23 protein-coding genes and 2 pseudogenes are annotated in these 21,522 nt (G+C 68.0%); 14 read left to right on the top strand and 11 right to left on the bottom strand.

Annotated features, from left to right (window positions below; genetic code table 11):
• The coding region (locus ACFVYE_RS38815) for a transposase (RefSeq protein WP_389608542.1) at positions 1 to 366 on the top strand (366 nt) is incomplete at its 5' end.
• Between the two features lie 137 nt (positions 367 to 503).
• Positions 504 to 950 carry a DUF6924 domain-containing protein gene (locus tag ACFVYE_RS38810; protein WP_389608541.1) on the top strand — a complete coding sequence of 149 codons (447 nt, stop codon included), beginning with the start codon at positions 504 to 506 and terminating at the stop codon, positions 948 to 950.
• 651 nt (positions 951 to 1,601) lie between these two features.
• Here the strand turns inward: ACFVYE_RS38810 and ACFVYE_RS38805 are convergent.
• The 6 genes from ACFVYE_RS38805 to ACFVYE_RS38780 form a co-directional block, all read right to left on the bottom strand.
• Complete coding sequence (locus ACFVYE_RS38805; RefSeq protein WP_389608540.1) at positions 1,602 to 3,056, bottom strand: serine hydrolase domain-containing protein; 1,455 nt, start codon at positions 3,054 to 3,056, stop codon at positions 1,602 to 1,604.
• Between the two features lie 103 nt (positions 3,057 to 3,159).
• Positions 3,160 to 3,525, bottom strand: a complete 366-nt coding sequence (locus tag ACFVYE_RS38800) for a hypothetical protein (protein WP_389608539.1) — start codon at positions 3,523 to 3,525, stop codon at positions 3,160 to 3,162.
• A gap of 203 nt (positions 3,526 to 3,728) precedes the next feature.
• Positions 3,729 to 3,965 carry a hypothetical protein gene (locus ACFVYE_RS38795; protein ID WP_389608538.1) on the bottom strand — a complete coding sequence of 79 codons (237 nt, stop codon included), beginning with the start codon at positions 3,963 to 3,965 and terminating at the stop codon, positions 3,729 to 3,731.
• A 169-nt stretch (positions 3,966 to 4,134) separates the two neighbouring features.
• Positions 4,135 to 4,548 carry a hypothetical protein gene (locus ACFVYE_RS38790; RefSeq protein ID WP_389608537.1) on the bottom strand — a complete coding sequence of 138 codons (414 nt, stop codon included), beginning with the start codon at positions 4,546 to 4,548 and terminating at the stop codon, positions 4,135 to 4,137.
• 51 nt (positions 4,549 to 4,599) lie between these two features.
• Positions 4,600 to 6,636, bottom strand: a complete 2,037-nt coding sequence (locus ACFVYE_RS38785) for a tyrosine-type recombinase/integrase (protein ID WP_389608536.1) — start codon at positions 6,634 to 6,636, stop codon at positions 4,600 to 4,602.
• Positions 6,633 to 7,889 (bottom strand): tyrosine-type recombinase/integrase, encoded by a 1,257-nt coding sequence (locus ACFVYE_RS38780; protein ID WP_389608535.1) that lies wholly within the window; start codon positions 7,887 to 7,889, stop codon positions 6,633 to 6,635. Before ACFVYE_RS38780 ends, ACFVYE_RS38785 begins: the two co-directional genes overlap by 4 nt.
• 727 nt (positions 7,890 to 8,616) lie before the next feature.
• Here ACFVYE_RS38780 and ACFVYE_RS38775 point away from each other — a divergent pair.
• On the top strand, positions 8,617 to 9,156 hold the full coding sequence (locus ACFVYE_RS38775; RefSeq protein ID WP_389608534.1) for a transposase: 540 nt from the start codon (positions 8,617 to 8,619) through the stop codon (positions 9,154 to 9,156).
• A 213-nt stretch (positions 9,157 to 9,369) separates the two neighbouring features.
• The gene (locus tag ACFVYE_RS38770; protein ID WP_389608533.1) at positions 9,370 to 9,582 is read left to right on the top strand and encodes a transposase; all 213 of its coding nucleotides are present in this window, start codon (positions 9,370 to 9,372) and stop codon (positions 9,580 to 9,582) included.
• A gap of 99 nt (positions 9,583 to 9,681) precedes the next feature.
• On the opposite strand, the gene ACFVYE_RS38765 is transcribed toward ACFVYE_RS38770, so the two are convergent.
• Entirely contained in the window at positions 9,682 to 10,326 is a 645-nt protein-coding gene (locus tag ACFVYE_RS38765) for a hypothetical protein (protein ID WP_389608532.1), read from the bottom strand.
• A 523-nt stretch (positions 10,327 to 10,849) separates the two neighbouring features.
• On the opposite strand from ACFVYE_RS38765, the gene lepB reads away from it, so the two are divergent.
• Together lepB and ACFVYE_RS38755 are read left to right on the top strand one after the other, a co-directional pair.
• The gene (lepB, locus tag ACFVYE_RS38760; RefSeq protein WP_389608531.1) at positions 10,850 to 11,515 is read left to right on the top strand and encodes a signal peptidase I; all 666 of its coding nucleotides are present in this window, start codon (positions 10,850 to 10,852) and stop codon (positions 11,513 to 11,515) included.
• A 69-nt stretch (positions 11,516 to 11,584) separates the two neighbouring features.
• Positions 11,585 to 11,709 (top strand): annotated as a pseudogene (locus ACFVYE_RS38755) (FtsK/SpoIIIE domain-containing protein); the annotation flags it as partial.
• Between the two features lie 222 nt (positions 11,710 to 11,931).
• Here ACFVYE_RS38755 and ACFVYE_RS38750 read toward each other — a convergent pair.
• Positions 11,932 to 12,565, bottom strand: a pseudogene (locus ACFVYE_RS38750) (tyrosine-type recombinase/integrase); the annotation flags it as partial.
• 61 nt (positions 12,566 to 12,626) lie between these two features.
• Here ACFVYE_RS38750 and ACFVYE_RS38745 point away from each other — a divergent pair.
• Positions 12,627 to 13,244: a hypothetical protein gene (locus ACFVYE_RS38745; RefSeq protein ID WP_382863010.1), complete on the top strand. Its 618-nt coding sequence runs from the start codon at positions 12,627 to 12,629 to the stop codon at positions 13,242 to 13,244.
• A gap of 322 nt (positions 13,245 to 13,566) precedes the next feature.
• Here ACFVYE_RS38745 and ACFVYE_RS38740 read toward each other — a convergent pair whose 3' ends face one another.
• Both ACFVYE_RS38740 and ACFVYE_RS38735 read right to left on the bottom strand, forming a co-directional pair.
• Positions 13,567 to 13,905: a hypothetical protein gene (locus ACFVYE_RS38740; protein ID WP_383976489.1), complete on the bottom strand. Its 339-nt coding sequence runs from the start codon at positions 13,903 to 13,905 to the stop codon at positions 13,567 to 13,569.
• Positions 13,906 to 14,323: 418 nt separating this feature from the next.
• A complete protein-coding gene (locus ACFVYE_RS38735) occupies positions 14,324 to 14,455 on the bottom strand; it encodes a hypothetical protein (protein ID WP_383976506.1) in 132 nt (43 codons plus the stop codon).
• Between the two features lie 273 nt (positions 14,456 to 14,728).
• On the opposite strand from ACFVYE_RS38735, the gene ACFVYE_RS38730 reads away from it, so the two are divergent.
• From ACFVYE_RS38730 to ACFVYE_RS38705, 6 genes are all read left to right on the top strand, one after another.
• A complete protein-coding gene (locus tag ACFVYE_RS38730) occupies positions 14,729 to 15,196 on the top strand; it encodes a hypothetical protein (protein ID WP_383976487.1) in 468 nt (155 codons plus the stop codon).
• Positions 15,197 to 15,300: 104 nt separating this feature from the next.
• Positions 15,301 to 15,621, top strand: coding sequence for a hypothetical protein (locus ACFVYE_RS38725; RefSeq protein ID WP_383853657.1), 321 nt, complete (start codon positions 15,301 to 15,303; stop codon positions 15,619 to 15,621).
• Between the two features lie 254 nt (positions 15,622 to 15,875).
• On the top strand, positions 15,876 to 16,766 hold the full coding sequence (locus ACFVYE_RS38720; RefSeq protein WP_389608530.1) for a hypothetical protein: 891 nt from the start codon (positions 15,876 to 15,878) through the stop codon (positions 16,764 to 16,766).
• Between the two features lie 377 nt (positions 16,767 to 17,143).
• Positions 17,144 to 17,374, top strand: a complete 231-nt coding sequence (locus ACFVYE_RS38715) for a hypothetical protein (RefSeq protein WP_389608529.1) — start codon at positions 17,144 to 17,146, stop codon at positions 17,372 to 17,374.
• A complete protein-coding gene (locus ACFVYE_RS38710) occupies positions 17,374 to 17,646 on the top strand; it encodes a hypothetical protein (protein ID WP_389608528.1) in 273 nt (90 codons plus the stop codon). The genes ACFVYE_RS38715 and ACFVYE_RS38710 overlap by 1 nt, the downstream gene beginning before the upstream one ends.
• Before the next feature lie 640 nt (positions 17,647 to 18,286).
• On the top strand, positions 18,287 to 18,613 hold the full coding sequence (locus ACFVYE_RS38705) for an NPCBM/NEW2 domain-containing protein (RefSeq protein ID WP_383979713.1): 327 nt from the start codon (positions 18,287 to 18,289) through the stop codon (positions 18,611 to 18,613).
• Positions 18,614 to 18,680: 67 nt separating this feature from the next.
• Here ACFVYE_RS38705 and ACFVYE_RS38700 read toward each other — a convergent pair whose 3' ends face one another.
• On the bottom strand, positions 18,681 to 18,962 hold the full coding sequence (locus tag ACFVYE_RS38700) for a hypothetical protein (protein ID WP_383979715.1): 282 nt from the start codon (positions 18,960 to 18,962) through the stop codon (positions 18,681 to 18,683).
• A 486-nt stretch (positions 18,963 to 19,448) separates the two neighbouring features.
• On the opposite strand from ACFVYE_RS38700, the gene gyrB reads away from it, so the two are divergent.
• Entirely contained in the window at positions 19,449 to 21,500 is a 2,052-nt protein-coding gene (gyrB, locus tag ACFVYE_RS38695; protein ID WP_389608527.1) for a DNA topoisomerase (ATP-hydrolyzing) subunit B, read from the top strand.
• Positions 21,501 to 21,522: the final 22 nt, after the last annotated feature.

The raw sequence follows: 21,522 nt of genomic DNA, 5'->3' as shown, positions 1-21,522 counted from the left end.
CCGAAGAAGAACCGCACGAGGTTCCTTGAGTTCTGCCGCTACCTGCGCAGCCTCTACCCGCCCGAGATCCGTATCGCGATCGTGCTCGACAACTTCTCCCCGCACCTGACCACAAAGAAGGACGCCCGGGTCGGCGACTGGGCCTCAGCCAGCAACGTCGAGTTCGTTTACACGCCGACCAACAGCTCCTGGCTGAACCGCATCGAAGCCCAGTTCACCGCCCTGCGCTACTTCGCACTGGATGGCACCGACCACGCCAGCCACAAGGAGCAGGGCAGCATGATTCGCCGCTACATCATCTGGCGGAACAAGTACGCCGCCGACGAACGCCTACGCGAGATCGTGGACAGGGCGAACGTTGCTTGATGCGGCACTAGCTATCGCTGTCTTCCGGGTCGTCCTGCGGACCGCTTGTCGTCGGGCTCGCCCACCTGGCTAAGGGGCCGCGTGCGGTTCCTCCTACGCTGGGCTGTGACGTCCTGCCGCGGCGCACAGGAGGCTGCATGCTGCCCGAGACCGAGCTGACGATCCTGGTCCGCACCTGCTACGACCGGCCCAAGGAGTGGGAGCGGTTCCTTGAGGCTCTCACCCGGCCGGACGCCTCCGGCGAGGAGGCGATCGACCAGGTGGACATCCTGGACGATCCCGCCTACGCCAATCTCGGCGTGGAGCAGCTGCTGGAGCTGGTGGAACGGGACGAGGACGGCTGGCCGCAGCACACCGTCCTCCTGGTCGTGAACGAGGAGGCCCTTCGCGGTGAACTGCTGGTGCTGGCGGTGTGCAACCAGCCGCACGAGGACGACCCGCTGCCGGCGACCGAGTCGGAGGAACCGTTCCGGATCACTCCCGGGCTGCTGGCCTCGTTCGCGACGGACATGAACCTCGCCAACGCCGACTTCTTCGAGATCCGGCGCGACGTCGCGGAAGACGGCGTGCTGCGCAAACGGTAGGGAGAGCCTGGCACAGGCCTGTGGGGCCGTACGCGGCGGCGTGCGGGCCCACAGGCGGCATCCCCCGCCCTCATCGAGAAGCCGCCGGCCGGCGACCCCGACTCAGCCCGGCGGCTCGCCCAGGCATTCCACACCGCCGCAGTCCCGGCCGCCGTCGGACACATCGAACGCTTCAACCCCGCACTGATCGCTACGCCAGCGGCTGGGGGATGGACAGCTCGGAGACGTGTTCTCCGTCGCCACCCGCCGCACTGGCTCTATCGAGCAGTAGTGGGTTCTGGCACACATTCCGTGAGCGATCTCGAGTCCCGGCTCACCGGACTCCGGTGACGGTGGTCCGCGCAGCTCACATGAATTGCGCGCCTCCTGCTGGCGAGAGCCGGCAGGCTCTTTCACGGAATGTGTGCCAGAACCGAGTTTGGGAGGCATGGGGGCTCTTGCCAGGGCAGCATCGGGATGCCGTGGTGAAAGATGTTGGTCATGCCGCAGACGTCGAAGGCCGAGCTGTACGGCGATCCGGCGTGACCATCGCGGCGGCATGTCAATGCGGGAGCTTGAGCGCACGCACGGCGTGACCTGGCGGACGGTGCGGAAGGCGTTGGCCTGGCCGGAGCCGAGGAAGAAACCCGGGCTCCGCGCGGCACAGCCGTATTACGCGGTCTTGGGACCGCAGCGCATGCCGATGTAGACGCAGCCCGTGCCGTCCTGCAGCGTGGAGAAGACCACGGGCATGTAGTCCTCGCTGAACGCCGCGCCCACCCCCGTACCGGCGAAGACCGTATCCGTCACCGGCACCAGGTCGATCTCCAGGGGTTCAGAGAAGTCCTTCATGCCGTCGACGAACTCGTACACCGCGTGTCCCGCACCGTCCTGCTCGGTCACGGTGATGACCACGCCCTCGCGCCGGTACGTGCCGACGAGCGGCGCGAGTTCGACCACGGGCGGCTCGGCCGGCGGAGCGAAGGGCTCCGGCATCGTCACCCCGGCCAGCTCGGCGAGGAGTTCCCGGTAGAGCGCCGCGTACAGTTCACGCGCACCGCCGCCGTTGGTGAGCAGCACAACCGCGACGCCTGCCGACGGCACGACGCGCAGGTAGCCGTACTGCCCGATGGAGGCGCCGTCGTGGCCGTAACCCTGGACCCCGTCCCAGTCGTACAAGGTCCAGCCCAGGCCCCAACCGTCAGCGCTGACCGTCCACTTGTCGGGGGAGTCCACCACCCGGCGCTGCATCAGCGCGACCGTCTCCTTGGAGAGCACGCGTGTGCCGTCCTGCGCCATACCGCCGTTGAGGTGCATCCGCGCCAGCCGCGCGACGTCGCCCGCGGTGGCGATGACCCTGCCGTACGGGCCCGCCGAGCGCGGCATCAGGTCCCAGGACGGCGCCGGGTCCGGGTCCTGGCCCGCCTCGCCCAGGTGCCCCATTGCCGCGCGGAACCGCAGCGCCTCCTCGGGCAGCGTCATGGTGTGCGTGACGCCGAGCGGGGCCAGGAGCAGGTCCTTCAGCGCCTCGTCCCAGATTTTGCCGGTCACCACCTCGACGACCCGGCCGAGCACGTTGTACCCGACGCTGCTGTACGAGATTGCGGTGCCGGGCGGGCAATCGAGTGCCACGTCCTTCGCGGCCTCGACGTACTTGGCGAGGCAGTCGTCGCCGCGTCCGCTGTCGTGGCTGAAGTCGCAAGTGAGGCCGCTTGTGTGGCTGAGTAGCTGGCGCGTGGTGATCGCCCTGGTCGCCTCGGGGTCGGCGACCGAGAACTCCGGCAGTACGTCCACGACCGGCGCGTCCAGGTCCAGTTGGCCTGATTCGGCGAGCCGCATGATCAGGGTGGCGGTGTAGATCTTGGCTATCGAGCCCATCTGGAAGACCGAGTCGGTTGTCGCCTCCACGCCCGTTCCGCGGTGCAGTACGCCGCTGGCCAGTTCGTGGACGGTCCCGTTTGCGAGGACCGCCAGCGACGCGGCCGGGACGTGATGCTTGGCGCGCAACTCGTCGAGGCGGGCCTGCCAGTGGGCGAGGTCCACCTTGCGTCCCGCCGAGTCCCGGGTCCCCCACTCGCCCTTGGCGTCCCAGTTGCCCTGCTCGTCCCAGTTCACGTTCTTCGACATGCCAGCTCCCTCCCGGTGTGTACGGCGTTCTCTTGTTGCGAACATCGTACGCACAGAGGAACGTTGTACGCAAGATGCGTACGGTGTGCGCTCCAGGCGTCGACTACCCGGCCACCGACGTGCGCACCGCCGAGGCCTGCTCGCGCAGCGCACTCATCCATGCCTCCACGAAGCCGGCCGCGCCGGTCGCGTCACCCGGGATACGGAAGACGTACGGGTCTTGCACCAGCTGCGCCATGAGCGCCTCGTACTGGTCGAAGAGCTGGTCGAGGCAAATCGTCAGGCTTTCGGCGAACTGCCTGGGGGAGGAGTGCGGGGAGATCATGCGGTCCAGGAGCGGGCCCATGCCCCATGAGTCGATCAGGTCCCTCAGCGCGGCCAGTCCGGGCGTGTCCGGCATGAACAGCCCATGCATCATGTACATCGCGTAGAACCCCCGCAGACCGAGCAACACGGTCCGCGACCGCACCAGCCCCTCACCATCTGCCCGCTGAACCGTCCCCAGCACGTCCGCGTGCTGCTGGAGCAGACATCAGTCCACCGACGGCCCCTCGCCCCGCTCGGCCGCCCCCAGCATCCGCGCCCAGTCCTCAACGCTCAGCCCGAACATCCCGTAGGCGGCGAACGCCTCGGCCAATGCGTCTGTTCCCACCTCCTGCGCCTTCTCTGAACTTACTGCCGAGCCTTGCTCGTGGCCACGATGTCGATGGCGACTCGGAGCGGTGTCTCCGCATTCCCCAGTAGTGCCCGGGTGATTGCGATCGCCTGGATGATGCTCATGCCGCGCTCGGCCAGGAGGGTCTGGACGGCCTCCATTCCATCGCTCTCAAGGACTGGCCGGGATTCCTCGACAAGCGCGGCCCAGCGTGCGGCTTCCTCGGGACGTAGTCCGATCACGTGGTCAAACACGACTGCTTCCTTCCCGTGCTGAGCCGGTGGGTTGTACCCACGTCTCGTTGGAGCTGGCTGCTGCGCTCAGGGCCTTCACGGCGTCTCAGCCCGCTCACCTGCAGGGAAGACGAACACGGTGCGCATGGGTGGAGCGTAGGTGGTGCAGGTTCTCTGCGGCCATGGATATTCAGAGCTGTCGCGGGTCCGTCGCCGCAGTGGTGGTGCCCGTGGCGATGTCGGCGAAGGTCGGCATGCCCAGGTTGACGGCTGTCGAGCGGCGGGTGAGAAGGTTGTCGAGCTGTGCGAGCTTGGCGTTCGCCGCTGCCAGGCTGACCTTGAGCCCCTCGGCTTCGCCGCCCCAGCCTTCACGTTCGGCTTCGACGATGCGGGCGATGAGGTTGTCGCGGATGTCCACCAGCCGCGGCCGTTGGACCGGGTCGGCTCGCAGGAGAGGACATCTGATGCAGCTGTGCTCGTGGATGCAGGTGGTGCCGTAGGCTCGCCCGCAGTCTCCGAGCGCGACCTTGCGGCGTTCGAAGTGGCCGAGGAATTCCTCCCACTCCTGCTCGCTCGGGCTGCGGTACTCCTCGCTGGGCCGCAATTCCCGGCGGCGGGCGATGAACGCCCGGTGCCCGTTGATGGCTTCCTCGGGCTAGACCGCCTTGTAGCCCATGGTCGTGTTGATGTCGCGGTGGCCCAAGACCAGTTGGGCGATGTGGGGCGGCATTCCGTTCATGACAGCGTCAGTGGTGAAGATCCTCCGGAAGTCGTGAGGGGCGAAGTGCAGCGGCTTGCCGGTCGCGTCGGTGAACCCGGTGGCGGCGAGCGCGTCCTGGAGGAGGGTGCGGATGCCGTCGATGGGGATCGGGCGGTCCTCCAGTCCGATCTTGCGCTGGAACAGCAGCGGCATGGCCGGGTTCCAGACCTTCTCGTAGTGGTCGTAGGCGATCACGAGGGGGACGCTGCCGTCAGCGGTGCGGATTCGGCAGATGACCGCGGAGAGCACGTCGGCGAGCTCCGGGGAGACGACTAAGAGCCGTTCCTCGTCGGTCTTGGAGGGGGCGATCTGCAGCAGCGGGACGAGCTCGCCGGTGTTGGGCAGCCGGTATTGGACCAGGCTGTGGTGGGAGATCTCGCTCAGCTCCTCGATGCGCACTCCGGTCATGCGCAGGACCTCGACCGCAGCCCAGCCCCAGAAAGAGTTGCTCTCCTCGCGGGCAAGGTTCCGGCGCCGACCTGTCTCGGGTTCCTCGGCCCAGAGGTGGGGCGAGTGCCGCTTGAGGACCGCGCGCTGCAGCATCTGGCCGCCGGCGGTGAACAGCTCGCCGGGCCGGACACGTCCGGCGGCCTCCAGCCGGGCCGCGGCTGCCCTGCGGTTCCGGTCGACGGCGTCGACGAGCGCCGGGAGGACGGGCAAGCGCTCGCGGGTGCGCTGGTCCATCCGGGCCTTGCGGCGGGTCTTCATCTTGTGGTGCTGAATGTCGTCGACGCGGACCGGGCAGGGGACCGCCCACGGGCCCCAGCGGGAGGGCTCGTCGAGCGCCCATTGCGCGAGGTCCAGGTAGAAGGCCCGCACCGTCATGAGGCTGTCGGATGCGGTGGCCCTCTCCACCGTGGACTCCACGACGTCGCCGCGCTCGTTGGTTGTGCGGACCGTGCGGGTCTGAAGCCGCCTCTTCCAGGCCGCGGCGACGTCGGGAGCGAGCCGGAGCGAGTCGATGCCGGGGTGGTGGTTCTCCAGGTCCTTCCAGAACCACAGTGCCAGCGCGGTCGCCAGGCCGGTCAGCGTGTTGTAGTCGACCGAGGGCTGGCGTTCCCTCAAATAGTCGACCAACAGGTCGCGGACAGGTCGGCAGGCCAGGTGGTAGCGGTCGACAAGCTGCTCGACGGTGAGCTGGCCGGGGAACATCGTGCTGAACATACGGACCGAGGCGGGGGCCGTCTCGGGGAAGACGCCCAAGGAATGCAGCAGCTGATAGAAGAACGGGCTGTGCCGGGTCGACTTGGCCGGCCCGGGGAACACCTCCCGGCTGGCCTTCAGCAGTTCCAGGCAGTCGCCGGGGGTGACATCGGCGACCGTGCCGCCCTTGGCCGCCATGATCAATGCGATCTTCTCGATCGCCGGCAGCACGGTGGAGTCGCCGACCGTACTCGCCGACCGCAGGGCCCGGAGTCGGGCGATGGCCTCGCCGTCGCGGACGTGCTCCATCTCGTTCGCGATCCGCAGCGGCGAGCCGGTTGCCATCAGCCAGCCCAGATCCGGCCGCAGGACGTCCCCGCCGATCAACTGGACCAGGCCCATGCCCAGGATGCGGAAGATCCGCTCTCCGCGCGGACCGAGGTTGTCGACGCTCTTCAGGTCGCTGATGAGCCGGAGCCGCCAGTCCACGCGCCCGTCGATGCCGGCTCCACTGGCGTCCCATCGCTCCTGCCAGGTACTGCCGGGCTGCATCTCCAGCCAGTCAAGCACCTTGAGCAGGGTCAGCTTCCGGTTGCAACGCGTCTTGGAGTCCTGGCCGAGGAACGGGGGCGCCAGCATGCGGGCGACCACGGCGGCCCGGGTCTGCCGTGTCGCCGGCCAGCTCTTCGGGTTGGCGCGGGGCGGGAACTTCTGCCATAGCGCGACGGCTTCCGCGCTGAGCTGCCAGGGCCGGGCAGCCACCGCAGCGGTGATGGCGCTGGTGGTCATGGCCGCCCCCGGCCGAACAGCACGTCCAGGCTCTCCGCGCGGTAGTGCAATGCAGGTGCGGGAGGTTCTGCCTGGGTCTGCTCGGCTTGGCGGCGGTGATGGGCCAGGACGCCCTCGATGACGTCGTCGGCGGTGGGCGTGACGTACCGCTGCGTGGTGGACAAGCGCGCATGTCCGAGGACCCATTGGACGTCCGTGATCGGCATGAGCGGGTCGCGGGCCAACCGGTAGGCCGCCGTGTGCCGCAAGTCGTGCAGCGACCAGTTCGACCCGAGAGTGCCGTTCGCTCGGACGAACATCGCCCGTGCGGCATGGTAGTTGAGCGGCCGGAAGGGACGCCGCAGGGTCCACCACAGCGGATCGTCCGGGCCGTTGGGCACCTGTCCGTACGTCTGTTGCTGGTAGAGCCGTAGCCAGACGAACGCGTCCGGCGAGGCCGGCAGCTGCTGGAGCGCGCACGAGCCCTTGCGCACCACCGTGACCAGTTGGCGTCCCGGATCCGTGCCGGAGCACAGCACGCCGAGCAGTTCCGAGGCCCTGGCCCCGGTGGAGATCCAGAGGGCGACCAGAGCCCGGTCGCGGTCCGAGGACAGCCGGGCGAACAGCTCGTTGAAGACCGCGTCGGGGATCTGTCGCGGGATCCGCTGGGGTTGCCGCGGCCGGAACAGCCCCGCTCGCTGCGGGCGCCACGAGTCCATCGGATTGTGGTGCGCGTTCGCTCGGCGTGCCCTGGCCAGCGGGAACGGGTTCACCAGCGGGCCGGTCCCGGCCTCCAGGTGGTGGGCGTAGAAGCTGCGGAGCACCGTCTCGCTGTGCGCGACCGTCGAGGAGGCGTAGGTCCGTCCGATCGGCCGTTTCCCAGTGATCGGATTCGTTCCTCTGGGATGTGGCAGCGTCACCGGCGCCGGGGTGCGTGATCCCGAACTGCGTTGCTGCCGTGGAGGTTTGGCTGCGATCTGGATCCACCGGGAGAAGTCGCGGGCCTCGGTCCGGGTCGCCTCGTTCCACGGCACCTCGACCGCCCAGAGAAAGCGGAACCAGCGCAGCAGATCCATGCCGTACGAGCGCTGGGTCGTCGCGGGCCGTCCCGCCCCCTGCAGATCCATCAGGTACGCGGCGACCGACCCCACCGGCAGACCGGCGGGATCCACCAGTCGGTACGGCTCCCATGGATCTCCGGTCCCTACCAGCGACCCCGCCCGCGGAACCGCCAGTGACCTCAGATCCCTCGGGGCATCCTCACGCTCGATCATGAGATGGGACGGTAGCCAGTCCGCTTCCTGCCTGTCCGAAGAACAAGGACAGAACCACCCGTAGTTCAGCCAACACACCCCAGGCCGATTGCCGCGACCAGGTGCACCGTCCCCTGGAGATCCGGCCCCTCAGGCAGATCCTCATCGGCCAGGAGCGCCGCGCGCACCAACGCAGGGTGCACTGCCCCGCGGTACGCCCGGGATCCGATTATCTGGCCGGCAACCGCGCATGGCGCGTCCTGCGCCTCCTCACCCGCCGAGGCCGCGGTCCGCGCAACCTCCACCAGCCGGTGCGACACCGTCCCGCGCAGCACCCACACCACAGCCTCACGTACGGCGTCCACCGGTGGCTCCGGTACCTGCACCGCCCCGGCTTGTGAGACATGCCGGCCTCGGCGAACCAGTCCAGCACGGCCAGCCGCCGGTCACGCCCCTGGCGAAGGTGCCGCGCCAGCGCCGCCGCGCTCTCGACCACCACCGCATCGACCACGTCCACCACCGACCCCCGGCCCCGCCCCAGGCCCCTCCGCCGATGACGCGGCAACAGCCCAGCCCGCCGCCAGCTCTCCAACTGGGATGCCGTCACCATCACCTCACGTGCGGCCAGTTCGCGAACCACCTGCTGATCAGCCGGACCCGGCGGGGCGTTTACTGACTTCGGCGTCTTGGGGTCTGGATCTGTGTCGGGACCGATGGCGCGGTCCGTCCGGGCTGGTACGCCGGAGACATGCGCTATCCGGACGGGGGCGGGCTGACCGCCGAGCAGCGCAGGCGCCGGGAAGAGGTACGGATGCGGGCCGTTGACCTCTTCGATGAGGGCGTGGAAGTCCCGTGCATCGCCCGGGAGTTACGGGTGAGTGAGAAGTCGGTCTACCAGTGGCGCCACACCTGGAGGACGGGCGGACGCGAGGCGCTGCGTTCCAAGGGCCCCTCCGGCTACGACTGCCACCTCGGCCCCCAGCTGCAGGTCGAGCTCGCGACGTGGCTGGAGGAGGGGTCGGCCGCGCACGGCTGCACGGATGACCAGGTGTGGACCGCCGCGAGGGTGCGCACGCTGATCGGGCGGAAGTTCCACCTCTCCTACAGCGTCTCCGGGGTCACTCGGCTGCTGCACCGCATGGGCTACAGCGTGCAGATGCCCGCCCGGCCCGCCGCCGAACGCGACGAGGACGCGATCACCGCATGTCGGGAGATGACCTGGCAGGAGGTAAAACCCTCCGGGCGGCGACCGGCGCGTTCATCTGCTTCGAGGACGAAGCGGGCGTGACCGGCCGGCCGCCCAAGGGCCGCACCTGGGGCCGGCGCGGCATCACCCCCAGGATCAAGGTGCCCGGCCGCAGCCGGGGACGGCTCTCAGCGGCTGAGCTGCTGTGCTACCGGCCCGGGCTGCCCGCCCGCCTGTGCTACCGGCTGCGGCGGCACACCGGCCGCAAGGGCGAGCGTCGCTCGCTGGGCGAGGCGGACTACATACGCCTGTTGGATGGCGCCCACCAACTGCTCAAGGGGCCTGTGGGCGCACATCAAGCGGAGCCTGGCCAGCCTGGCCGCACGCGCCCTCAGCGAGCTGGAGACTGTGCTCCGCAGGCGACTCAAGGCGCTGCAGTACCGGCACACCATCCTCGGCGGATTCCTCGCCGGAACCGGCCTCGCTCTCGACAGACCGAACTGTCCCAGATATGCCCAAGTCATGTAACGGGCAGTCCACAGACTGCCCGACTCGCCGGAAGGTTACGGGCCGGCCGTGATCACTCGCCCCGAAGTAGCTCCACCGACCTCACTATCCGCTGCTGTGTCATGACCGATGCAAGGTCTGGTCACTGCGCAGCGGTATGAAATTCCAGTACAGCCTATGCTCCTCGTCCACTACGGGCGTGTAGTCGTTGAGGGGCTGGTTGGTCTCGAGAGACGTGGCGATCGTCTCCATGAGCACCGGCAGGGACGTCCACATCTCGTGTGATATGCGCATAAGGCCTTGCTCGGCCTCGGCTTCGTGGACGCGCCCCCGGTCGATCTCGGGACGATGGTCCAGTACAAGGCAACCCCTACGGACGCCCCGCGCGATGGGGATCAACTGCGGATGTCCGTACAGGACGTTGCTGACCCCAGTCTTCATGAAGTCGTAGTCCGCCTCCTCTCCTTCCTCATCCGCCGTGCGCCTGTCGTAGAACCCGGCGAAAAGCTGCCACTCAGCCGCTATCTCGCGTGCACTCATCGGTCTGTAGAACCCTGGAAGCAGCGAGACCCGCTGGTCGAGGAGACCGTCGTGCCGCGACAACGACATCACCAAGGGCTTCAGCAGTGGCCGGCCGATGACGCGTTCGGCCGCGGCGATGTCCGCCGGATCCGCGGGCGGCGCCAGCGCGGCGTAGGTCGCCGGGGCGCGCTCGGCCAGCCAGTTCTCGATTCGCGTCCACGACTCACTGATCGGTGCGGTCATAGCACGGCATCCTGCCACCTGGTGCTGACAATCTCCGGGGAGCACCCAGGCGGTGGCCGTGACCCCGATACATCCGACTGGGGCCGTTTCCGGGCCGTGCGAGGGGACTCAACGATGACGGGCGACGACAACCGCCGACCGCTAACCCGCAGGCCAGAAGGGCGGCGACTGGAGTACGTGCAGGTCAGAAAGGTGCCGCGTCACTTTTTCGGCTACTGAAGCCCCGCGGAGGGGGCTGTGGCTGGCGTGCCCGTTCCATGCCCGGTCCGGCGGGATCTTCCGGAGACGTACGGGGAACAGCGGCGACAGTCGCGCTCCGGACCAGGTCAGGAACTTGGCAGGTCAGCCGCGGTCTGCATACGGCGTCTTCCGAACTGGTGCTCCAGGCCCCTGCGCCAGCACTTGACTGGGCCCAAGTCTCCACCGACCTATGCGGCCTTGGGAGTGAGGTGCGTTCCTGCCCCGAGACCGCTTAGCCTCTGCTGGTTCGCCCGGCCTCGGGCGGCTCAAGGGAGGGGTGTTCATGCAGCAGCGGGGAGTGGGCAGCGGGCCGAGAGTCGCGGCCTGGGTACTGGTGCCACTCGGGCTGGTCCTGGCGCTGGGGAACATCGGGTATTTCCTCACGAATTACCAGGGGGCCACCGTCATGAGCGAGGCGATGGAGCCCACGTACCGCCCAGGCGAGCGGCTGGCCATCGAGCGCATCGACGCGGGCGAGATACGCAGGGGTGATGTTGTACTCGTCCATGTGCCCGATCGCTATCAGGGCAGACCGGTCCTGCAGCGGGTCATCGGGATGGGCGGTGATCACGTGGTGTGCGACGGAAATCGGATCACGGTGAACGGGAAGCCGGTCGACGAACCGTATGTGATGCGCGGCGAAGTGAACCCGGCAACCGGACCGTACGACGTGCAGGTGCCGGACGGGCGGTTGTTCCTGCTGGGCGACCACCGGAGGAACTCGAACGACTCGCGGTTCTTCCTCGACGAGCAGTCGGGCAGCGTCGCGGCCTCCGGGGTGCTCGGGCGAGTGCAGAAGGATTTCACTGTGCCGGCGGTGTTGGTGACGCTCGGGGTCTTCGGGATCGTGCTGACCCTGGTCGGGATCGGCCTGGGGATCGGGGGGTACACGGCCGGACGGAGTGCCCGGCGGTCGCTCGCGGCTGTGCCGCCGTGGCCCGCGGTCTAAGCGATCTCGAGTTCTTATGTTGTGGCTGGCGCGAGCGCGGCGGCTCTGCGCGTCAGGGGCGCGGTCGGCGGCAGCGTCCACTACCGGGACTACCAGGCCAACCCGCACTCGCTGACTCTTGGTGCGACCGAGGTGGCAAATCGCTCCACCAGCGCAACCTGATCGCCGGATTGGCCGCGCAGAGTGCGGCCCTGCGCTGACATCCACCGGTGACATCAACGGGCATGGACAGCCGCAGTGTTCAGCGGTCGCCGACGGCCTGAATGCCCACAGTTGGAGTCCGCCAGACGCGACGGAGATCGAACTCCTAAAGCGGGTGTCGCAGGTTCGAATCCTGCCGGGGGCACCAGGCAAAAGGCCCCGGACCGATCATGGTCCGGGGCCTATTGACGGCACCATTTGACGGCAGTCGCGTCTCAGGAACTCGGCAGACGGCGCTTGAGCAGGTGGTCAATGTGGCTGATCGCCTCCCGCTGCGTGTCATGCACGACGTGCGTGTACATGTCCATCGTGATGCTGATCTGGCTGTTTCCGAGGATTTCCATGATGGCCCTCGGCGCGATGCCTGCGGCGGTCAGCAGCGTGGCGCAGCCGTGCCGGCGTCGTGCAGCCGGACCACCCGCAGACCGGCGTCAGTGGCGACCCGGGCGAAGGACCGGTAGACGTTGCGTGGCCCTACCGGCCGGCCGTTTCTCGTCGCGAAGATGCATCTGTCCTCGGACTGGGCGACGCCCGTGGCCGCGCATATCTCCCGCTGCCGCAGGTGGTGCCATCTCAGCGGTGCAATGCACAGGGCCGGCATCGGAACGACCCGGCGGCGGCTCTTGGGGTCGTCGTCGTAGAGCGTTCCCCTGCGACGCTGTGTCTGCTGACGGACGTGCAGCACCCGGTTGTCCAGGTCCACCTCCGCCACCGCGCAGGCCCACCAGTTCACCGCGCCGCTGCCCCATACAGACGGCCAGCACGAACGCGGCATAGAGAGGGTCGCGGCGACGCGGCCTCCAGGAAGGACAGTGTCTCCTTCAGGGACCACGGGCTGATTTCCCGACGAGTTCGGCTGCATAGGAGCGAGTATGGAGGTCCCGCACTCGTCGTGCGTATGGGAGGGACGATGCTGACCATTCTGATCTCTGTGCTTGCAGTCCTTGTGTCGCTGGGCTCCTTAGCCCTGTCGTATGCATCCAGCCGCCGTTCCCACATGCCCGTCTTGCAGTTCATGTGGGAGAGCAGGCAGGGCGATTCCGGCGAGCCCAAGTGGTGGCTCGTCAACGTCGGAACAGGTCCGGCAACAAACATCGTTGTTGCCCAGACCGTGAGAACGGGGCTCACAAGAGGACTCAACGGAGAAGTGTGGTTCAACCCAGTGCTGGTGCCCTCAATTCCGGCCGGGGGAAAGCTTTCCCTGTCATGGCTCGGTGGGACCATGGGTTTGGAGTGCGGTCTTGGAGCCAGCTACACGGATGTTGAGCGGTACTTCTACACCACCAAGTGCGGCGATGACGTCTCAATGTTCTTCAGCGGGTTGCATCTTCCTCGTTGGCCCCTGCTGAAACTGGGCGGGAACAAGGCCGTCAAGACATGGTGGGGCGTGGAAGACCTCGCCGGCCCTCAATGGTCCTCGGTCACTGCCGATCACGTCCGGCGACGCTGGTGGTTGCCTTCACGCTTTGGGCTGTCACGTCGCCTCGGCGGTTGGGCTGACCCAGTGCTCTCCTACCAGCCACGATAGGCAATTAACTTCGAGGCGCAGCAGCTGAGTTACAACTCTCTCTACTGGTTCAAGGCGCCTCGCTCCGCTCGCCGCGCGCTCCCCGGCTCACCGCCGGGGCCTGATGCTCCAGCCTTCGGCCCGCTCTGGCCCCGGCTACGCCGGTCGCTCGGCTGGAGCGAGTGAACCTTGCCGAGAGGAAACGGCGGGCACAAGACATGCCCCCGGCGGGGGCGCTCAGACTCCGGGATGGGTCGGGGCGCCGAGCACACGTGTCGGCGACCTCAGGCTCAAGGAGCCACACGTGTGCCAGGTAGGGGCGGGAATCTGCGGTCGAAGGCTCTCAGGGGCGAGCCAGTGAGGACCGCATGGCAGCCATGAGTTTCTGGCGGGCCTCCCGGAAGGTGCGCCGTACCCGTGTGCACTCAGGATCGTCACGCAGATGACCGGCGACCACCGCGTCCCGGTAGAGGAGCAGTTGGTAGGCGGCATCCCTGGCGGACTGGGCCACCTCCGGTGTGGCCAGTAGCTCCAGTTGGTACTGCTTCGAGTGCAGACCGTGGGCCAGGATGCTGGCGCGAGCGAGCTGGGCCCGTTCATCCCCTGGTAGGTGCTCCGATCGACTGGCATCGCTTATGGCGTCGCGCGCCTCAGTCAGGGCCTCCAGGAACTGGGCAGACACCGTGCGCAGGGTCTCTCTGTCACGCTCGCCTGTGTCCCGTCGCCAACGCACTCGGTCTGTGGCGAGCGTGCTGCCCACCCCGACAACCGCACCCACCACAGTGGCGGCTAACGCTGTCCATTCCATGGCCTGGAGACTACGAGTCCGCCGAGTCTGGCGGCCAGGGGCCCGTGACTTTTCTGTCATCGCACCACGGAGCTCCCTCCCGGGGCCGTCTCGGGGCCGCGGAAGGGAGCTCAACGATGACTAATGCTGACAACTGCCGACAGCTCAGCAGCAGGTCACAGCGTTGATCGATTACGTGACCGCAGGTTGGGGATCTGTCGTGTCCCTTCTTCGGCTACTGATCGCGCTCGATGGAGCACAGCGCCTCGCGTCCGCCCGTCCTCCAGCTACGGCGCCACTGGTAGACCGACTTCTAACTCACCCGTAACTCTCGTGCGATGCACGGGACTTCCCCGTCCTCCTCGAAGAGGTCAACGGCCCGCATCCGCACCTCTTCCCGGCGCTTGCGCTGCTCGGTCAGCCCGCCCTCATCCGGATTCCGCATGTCTCCGGCGTACCAGCCCGGACGGACCGCGTCACCGGTCCCGACACAGATCCAGACCCCCAAGACGCCGAAGTCAGTAACGGTTTTGCCCACGTCGTAGCGGGTGGCAGGCTGCCGGTTCTTCGAGCCGGGAGGCCGCCCAGGGTTCGGGTGATCACGTTCGGGACGTAACACGTCGGGTACTGATCAGGAAGCGGTGGCCGTCGTGGGGTCTTCTTGGAGAGACTCCTGGGCACGCCTGAGAACTCGTTGTTCGTCGCTGGCCTCACAGGTGTGACGGCGATTGCGGCCAGTTCGCTGGCGAGCCGGCTGACCAGCAGGGGCAACGCCCGCGCTGCTCGGGTGCAGGTCGATGCGACTACCGAGGCGCAGCGCCGCGAAGGCACCCGTCAGACTCGGCGGGCCGCCTACCTGGACCTCATTGAGCAGGCCCAGGTCGTCGCTGACGGACTTCGAGGAGTCGACGGTCTCTCGATCACCGGGTGTGAAGCCGCCTTGGCCGCTCACCGCGACCGGCATCAGCAGTTGCGTCGGGCGGTGACACTGGTTGAACTGGAAGGCCCATCTGCGGTCCAAGTCGCAGCATCGAACCTGTTGATCATGCCGGGCACGCTCGCCACAGCTCTAGCGGCCACGGCCGAGAACGCCTGCCGGGAGAACCGCCGTGAGTTCCGAGACGTTACGTGCCTAGGCGATCACAAGGACGGGGTTTACGGGGCGAGGGGTAGCTCCGGTGAGTGAGGCGGGATCGTTTCCTCCACGGCCATTCGGGTGACGGTCGCCCCGCGGGCGTATCCGGGCGGACACACTGGCCGCCCGCAAGACGTCCCTGAGGGAGCGATTTCATGAAGAACCTCCGAAAGGCGCTGGCTGCGGCCGTTGCCGCCGCGGCCCTGTGCACCGTGTCCGCGACGCCCGCCCAGGCGGCGCGAGGATCTTTCGTCTACTACGTGGACGGGTGGTGGCAGGGATTCGAGCTGACCGATCCCGAGGACGGTCGCTGCTACAACACGCAGGCTGAAGCAAACCGGCCGACCAACCACACCGACCGCCTTGCCGTTCTGTACCGGGGTACGAACTGTCAGGACGGTGCGGTCGTGGCCTTTTTCGAACCGGGTCAGAGCGGCGTCGATCACTTCGGGTCGGTGAAGTTCCTGGTCAGGTGAGACGGTGTGAGGTGCGCATGGGTCGCAGGCTCTCGATCTTCGCTTCTGGTGACAGAAGGACTGCTGAATGAGCGTGTGTGACAAGTCGGATGCCTCGCCTGTGACAACCAGACTGCTGCGACCGATCCCATTCGCCAGCTCATCCGAGCCCGCTGGTGACAACTCCTGAGCTTCGGCTCAATATTCACGGGCCGCCGTACAGCGCTCTGGCAGCGGCCCGCTCCTGATTCCTCACCACGAATGCGAGGCCGAAGATGACCACGCCCTGGCCGCCCCGGCGCCCCGCGAGCCGTCCCCTCGCCCCGCGCGTCGCCGCGCCCCGCGAGCCGGTCGACCCCGCTCGCATCGGCCGCCGCGTCGTGCGGCGCCGGGCGAAGGGGATGGACACCGGCGCCGTCGCGGCGGCCCTCGAGGAAGCGCGGTACGACGCGCGGCAGGACTCGCGGCACGAGGACCAGGCCGACGATGTCCGCGGCCGGGCGGAGCTCGCGGAGTGGGTGCGCCTCGCCCAGTTGCTCGCCGTCGCGGTGCCGGGCACCGTCTACGCCCCGGACGCCGACGCCGACGCCGACGCCGTCGTCCAGGCCGAGCTCGCCGCCGCCGCGCGGGATGCCGAGCTGCGCGAAGCCGCCCGGATCGCGGCCCGTGCCGATGAGCTCCAGGCGCTGCGCGAGCTGGGCACGCTGGAGCAGGCCGAACCCCGCGAGGGCGACGAAGCCGTACGCGACGAACTCACCCGCCGCGTCGGCGGCTACGTGCAGAGCGACGTCGACGCCTGGCTCGCGCACGCTCTGGCCGCGCACCTCGGGCACTACCGCGACCCGGCCGCCCGCGAGGCTGCGGCCGGCCTTCCGTCGCCGCTGGTCCTCGCGCACGCTGCGCTGCCGCCGAACTCGCCCGCCTGGTCCCCGATGCTGACGTCGACCAGCGGGCGTTCGCGGCCCGGCTTGCCACCACCGAGCCCGAAGCCGCTGGTGCCCTCGCTGTGTTCCTCGCCCGCGCCCGTTCGTAGCGCAGCATTCGCACGGCCCGCCCCGACGCCAGCTGACCTCACCCTGCGCAATCCCTCAGACCTCCCAGCGCCCTGGGAGGCGACCTGTGAGGGCCTGGGGGACTGGGGCCAGAAATGCCCGGATCATCTGTGATGCTTAGGAGCCTGAGAGGCCGTTTGCCCAGGCAGACGCTTTCCTGTGAGGTGAGCTGGGAGGTTGGGGGAGAGGTGGTCCGCGCGCTCCCGAACGGTGTCACGCTGACCGGGCGTGAGCGTGACACCGGCGGTCACGCTCCCCGGAAAAGTGTCACGCCGCCTCGAATGCGTTCCTGTATGTCCGCTTCTCGGAACCCGTAGGCCCTCCAGCCGCGGGATTCGCGGGCGGAGCGTGACACGCAAGATCTGGTCTCGCGCGCACTCGTGAGCAGTACGGAACGTAGTCGCGGGGCAGGTTCGCCCGGAGTGGTCCCAGGCTCGTGCGCCCGGCGATACCGTGGTGAGACACGCCAGTTCTGCCCTCTGGAGTCCTTGATGAGCGAACAGCCGGCCCCCGCCGACACCGCCCGGCAACTGGAGCCCGCGGCCGCCGACGCGGTGCGCGCGTACGCGGCCAAGACCCGCGCCGACGCGGACCGGTTCGCCGCCGTCCTGGAGGACATCGCCACCAACGGCCTGCCCGACCCCGAGCAGTGCACCCCGTGGGAGGAGCTGCGCGAGGCCCACCTCACCCGCCTCGCCTCCCAGCGCCCGGCCGTCGCCTGATGGCCCCACCGCACGGCCCGCGCCGCGCCAGGATCGCGTTCTCCGACTCCGCCGCGAAGCAGCTGGAGAACCTGACCAGCGAGGCCGAGATCCACGCCCTGGACCGCGCCCTGGTCGTCATCTCCGTCGACCCCGACATCGGCGAGCCGATCCCCGGCGATACCGCCGGCCCCCACATGCGCCAGTACGCCGACGAAGTCGAGCGCGTACGGCTCCTGTACTGGGTCACCGCGCTGCGCACTGTCGTGGTCGTCGCGTACATCGAGGTCTAGGGTCTCTCGTTTGGATCATGCTGGGCTCGCGGAGGTCCGGTGCCGCGCCTCGCGGCGTTGTTGTCGGTCGGCATGGCTCCTTCGTGACTCCCTCCTCCGCCTTGCGATGTACGACACCGGGCCCCGCTCCCTGGCCCAGCCTGATCCAAACGAGAGACCCTAGCGAAACGTGCCGTCGGGCCCGTTTAATGCACTGCGATCATGCGAGGAAAGGACCTGTTCTGTGAGTACAGCGCCACCGCCCGACGACGGTACGAGGCCGCCGTTACCCCCCCGCACCCCCAACGCCTGTCCCCGGCCCCGACCCCCCAACCGGATCCGGTCCCGGTGACGCGGAGACGACTGGGCGAGATAGCCGCCCTCATCTCGGCGGGCGCCGCTGTCATCGGTCTCCTGCTCGGCTTCTTCGGACTGCCGACCGTGGTCGACTCGCCCTCCGCCAGGACCGTGACCGTCACTGAGACGGTGACCGCCACCGCCACCGCCACCGCCACCGCCACGGCGCCCCCGGACGCGCCGGATGGCACCGAGACGCGGTCGCCCTCCGGCACCGCGCCGCCAACGGCCAACGAGGTTCTCCTGGCCGACCTCACCCCGCTCGGGATAGCCCCTGACCAGATCTTCTCTCCAGGACGTGACCATGGGCGGCAAGCCCTATCCCGGCGCCATGGTCATCACCTACCTCTGTCAGTCGGGCCTCGAGTACAGCATCAATGAGAAGTACAAGACGCTGACCTTCACCACGGGCCTGGACGACGACAGTGTCGCGGTGTCCGGCCGGCTGTCGGTCATCGGTGACGGCAAGCTCCGTAAGAACGTCAGGGTGGAGATCAACCGCCCCCAGACCGTGACGATCGACGTCTCCGGCGTCGTCAGGCTCGCCCTCGTCCCCGGATTCGACAACGGACGAACCTGCGACGTGGACGGCGTGGTCGCCGCCGTGGCCGACGGGGTCCTGAAACCCTGAGACGGAGCACGGAAGCGGAAGCGGCGCCGCACCTGGTGGGTGCAACGCCGCTTCTGTGAGGCAGGGGTCAGGTTCGCCGGCGAGCTGCAAGGTCGATCGGCGGCTCCAGCCTCCTTTGCCGCTCGGCTGCCTTCGCTTGCTTCTCCTCCTCGTACGCCTCGATCTGTTGCTCGTAGCGCTCTTGGAAGTCGGGGTGGTCGAAGCGGTCGTCGTCATCCATCGCGCCGATCGCCTGGAGCTGTTCGGCGGGCGTACGGAATCCGGCGATCAGCGGGCTGAGGCGGTAGGCGCCGTTGCCTTCCTTCCAGGCCATCCGTGCGAAGCCGAGGTGCTGGAGCGCGCGGGTCACCTTGGACCGAGTGATGCCGATCTCGGCGGCGAGGGTGCCGTGGGAATCGGCGGCAATGCGCTGTGGGCGCCTCCACCCGGGACGGCGGGTAGATGACCTTGAGGTGGATGCCTCATGTCTCCGTAGGCGGCTTCGGGGGGCTCTACGAAGCAATTCCAGGCCGTGCCCGGATCCCTTTTTCAGCGGATCGCGACACCAGACGTGAGAATCCCCATGTGGCGATCTAAGGGGCTTTCGCGCGTCGCGCGTATGGGGGATCGCCTGGAAGGCTTCTCGGCCGCTATGGAGGCATGTAGGGGACTTGCGGCTCTGCCTTTAATGCTCGTTCCGGGTGTGCTAAACCTAGTTCTTGGTTCTATGGTGAACCTTGCGGAACAGGGCCCGGCCGGTCGGCGGGGCCCTGCACCGACCTCCGTCCGACGTCATGCCGCTCCCGCCCCACTGGGTGGGAGCGCGGTTTGTCGTGCCAGAAAAGAGAGCGCCCCTGTGACCGATCCCGGCATTCCCTCCGACCTTTCGGCCGACGCCGCCGCACCCGCGCCCACCACGGGCAACGCGGGGGACACGTCCTACACCGGCAGCCAGATCCAGGTCCTGGAGGGCCTGGAGGCGGTCCGCAAGCGGCCTGGCATGTACATCGGCTCGACCGGCGAGCGGGGTCTGCACCATCTGGTCTACGAGATCGTCGACAACTCGGTCGACGAGGCCCTCGCGGGGCACGCGGACCGCATCGACGTGACGATCCTGGCCGACGGCGGGATCAAGGTCGTCGACAACGGGCGTGGCATCCCGGTGGACATCGTGCCGTCCGAGGGCAAGCCGGCCCTGGAGGTCGTACTGACGGTGCTGCACGCGGGCGGCAAGTTCGGCGGCGGCGGCTACGCCGTCTCCGGCGGTCTGCACGGCGTGGGCATGTCGGTGGTCAACGCCTTGTCGACGTGGGTGGAGGCGGAGGTGCGCTACGGCGGGCACCGTTGGAGCCAGGAGTACGAGAAGGGCGTGCCGACCGCCGCGCTCAAGCAGCACGAGGAGACCTCCGAGACCGGCACCTCGCTGACGTTCTGGGCCGACGGCGACATCTTCGAGACCACCGAGTACTCCTTCGAGACGCTGTCGCGCCGCTTCCAGGAGATGGCCTTCCTCAACAAGGGCCTGACCCTGACGCTGACCGACGAGCGTGAATCCGCGAAGGCCACGGTGGGCGCCGACGACCCGGACGCGGACGTGTCCGAGCCGGTGGCGCGGACGGTGAAGTACTTCTACGAGGGCGGCATCGTCGACTTCGTGAAGTACCTGAACGCGCGCAAGGGCGAACCCGTCCACCCGTCGATCATCTCGCTGGAGGCGGAGGACACCGCGCGCCTGCTGTCGGTAGAAGTCGCGATGCAGTGGAACACCCAGTTCTCCGACAGTGTGTACTCCTTCGCGAACACGATCCACACGCACGAGGGCGGTACCCACGAAGAGGGCTTCCGCGCGGCGATGACGGGTCTGGTCAACCGGTACGCGCGGGAGAAGAAGTTCCTGCGCGAGAAGGACGACAACCTCGCGGGTGAGGACATCCGTGAGGGTTTGACGGCGATCATCTCGGTGAAGCTGGGTGAGCCGCAGTTCGAGGGTCAGACGAAGACCAAGCTGGGCAACACGGAGGCGAAGACCTTCGTGCAGAAGGTCGTGCACGAGCACCTCAGCGACTGGTTCGACCGGAACCCGAACGAGGCCGCGGACATCATCCGCAAGTCGATCCAAGCGGCCACGGTGCGCGTCGCGGCCCGCAAGGCCCGTGACCTGACGCGTCGCAAGGGTCTGCTGGAGTCGGCTTCGCTGCCGGGCAAGCTGTCGGACTGTCAGTCGAACGACCCGACGAAGTGCGAGATCTTTATCGTCGAGGGCGACTCGGCCGGCGGCTCCGCGAAGTCCGGCCGCAACCCGATGTACCAGGCCATCCTGCCGATCCGTGGCAAGATCCTGAACGTCGAGAAGGCGCGCATCGACAAGATCCTCCAGAACACCGAGGTCCAGGCGCTGATCAGTGCCTTCGGTACCGGTGTGCACGAGGACTTCGACATTGAGAAGCTCCGCTATTACAAGATCATCCTGATGGCGGACGCCGACGTCGACGGCCAGCACATCAACACCCTGCTGCTGACCTTCCTGTTCCGCTTCATGCGGCCGCTGGTCGAGGCCGGTCACGTCTACCTGTCGCGCCCCCCGCTGTACAAGATCAAGTGGGGCCGGGACGACTTCGAGTACGCCTACTCCGACCGCGAGCGCGACGCACTCGTCACGCGCGGAACCGGCAGCGGCAAGCGCCTGCGCGACGACACCATCCAGCGCTTCAAGGGCTTGGGCGAGATGAACGCCGAGGAACTGCGCATCACCACCATGGACGTGGACCATCGCGTGCTCGGCCAGGTCACCCTGGACGACGCCGCGCAGGCCGACGACCTGTTCTCGGTGCTGATGGGTGAGGACGTCGAAGCCCGGCGCTCCTTCATCCAGCGCAACGCCAAGGACGTCCGCTTCCTCGACATCTGAGCCGGCGGCAGTTGCACCCTCC

It is taken from the genome of Streptomyces sp. NPDC058239 (genome assembly GCF_042882185.1).
Classification (GTDB): Bacteria; Actinomycetota; Actinomycetes; order Streptomycetales; family Streptomycetaceae; genus Streptomyces.
Note: the sequence above shows the minus strand (reverse complement) of the source record. Positions and strands in the feature narration are given on the sequence as shown.

What these genes read in the sequence shown, in the direction of transcription:
- ACFVYE_RS38785 (WP_389608536.1), bottom strand. Translation starts at nt 6,636, where the DNA reads ATGACCACCAGCGCCATCACCGCTGCGGTGGCTGCCCGGCCCTGGCAG.
- ACFVYE_RS38810 (WP_389608541.1), top strand. Translation starts at nt 504, where the DNA reads ATGCTGCCCGAGACCGAGCTGACGATCCTGGTCCGCACCTGCTACGAC.
- ACFVYE_RS38705 (WP_383979713.1), top strand. Translation starts at nt 18,287, where the DNA reads ATGGGCGGCAAGCCCTATCCCGGCGCCATGGTCATCACCTACCTCTGT.
- ACFVYE_RS38725 (WP_383853657.1), top strand. Translation starts at nt 15,301, where the DNA reads ATGAAGAACCTCCGAAAGGCGCTGGCTGCGGCCGTTGCCGCCGCGGCC.
- ACFVYE_RS38735 (WP_383976506.1), bottom strand. Translation starts at nt 14,455, where the DNA reads ATGCGGAATCCGGATGAGGGCGGGCTGACCGAGCAGCGCAAGCGCCGG.
- ACFVYE_RS38720 (WP_389608530.1), top strand. Translation starts at nt 15,876, where the DNA reads ATGACCACGCCCTGGCCGCCCCGGCGCCCCGCGAGCCGTCCCCTCGCC.
- ACFVYE_RS38745 (WP_382863010.1), top strand. Translation starts at nt 12,627, where the DNA reads ATGCTGACCATTCTGATCTCTGTGCTTGCAGTCCTTGTGTCGCTGGGC.
- ACFVYE_RS38765 (WP_389608532.1), bottom strand. Translation starts at nt 10,326, where the DNA reads ATGACCGCACCGATCAGTGAGTCGTGGACGCGAATCGAGAACTGGCTG.
- ACFVYE_RS38710 (WP_389608528.1), top strand. Translation starts at nt 17,374, where the DNA reads ATGGCCCCACCGCACGGCCCGCGCCGCGCCAGGATCGCGTTCTCCGAC.
- ACFVYE_RS38805 (WP_389608540.1), bottom strand. Translation starts at nt 3,056, where the DNA reads ATGTCGAAGAACGTGAACTGGGACGAGCAGGGCAACTGGGACGCCAAG.
- lepB (WP_389608531.1), top strand. Translation starts at nt 10,850, where the DNA reads ATGCAGCAGCGGGGAGTGGGCAGCGGGCCGAGAGTCGCGGCCTGGGTA.
- ACFVYE_RS38770 (WP_389608533.1), top strand. Translation starts at nt 9,370, where the DNA reads ATGGCGCCCACCAACTGCTCAAGGGGCCTGTGGGCGCACATCAAGCGG.
- ACFVYE_RS38775 (WP_389608534.1), top strand. Translation starts at nt 8,617, where the DNA reads ATGCGCTATCCGGACGGGGGCGGGCTGACCGCCGAGCAGCGCAGGCGC.
- ACFVYE_RS38715 (WP_389608529.1), top strand. Translation starts at nt 17,144, where the DNA reads ATGAGCGAACAGCCGGCCCCCGCCGACACCGCCCGGCAACTGGAGCCC.
- ACFVYE_RS38780 (WP_389608535.1), bottom strand. Translation starts at nt 7,889, where the DNA reads ATGATCGAGCGTGAGGATGCCCCGAGGGATCTGAGGTCACTGGCGGTT.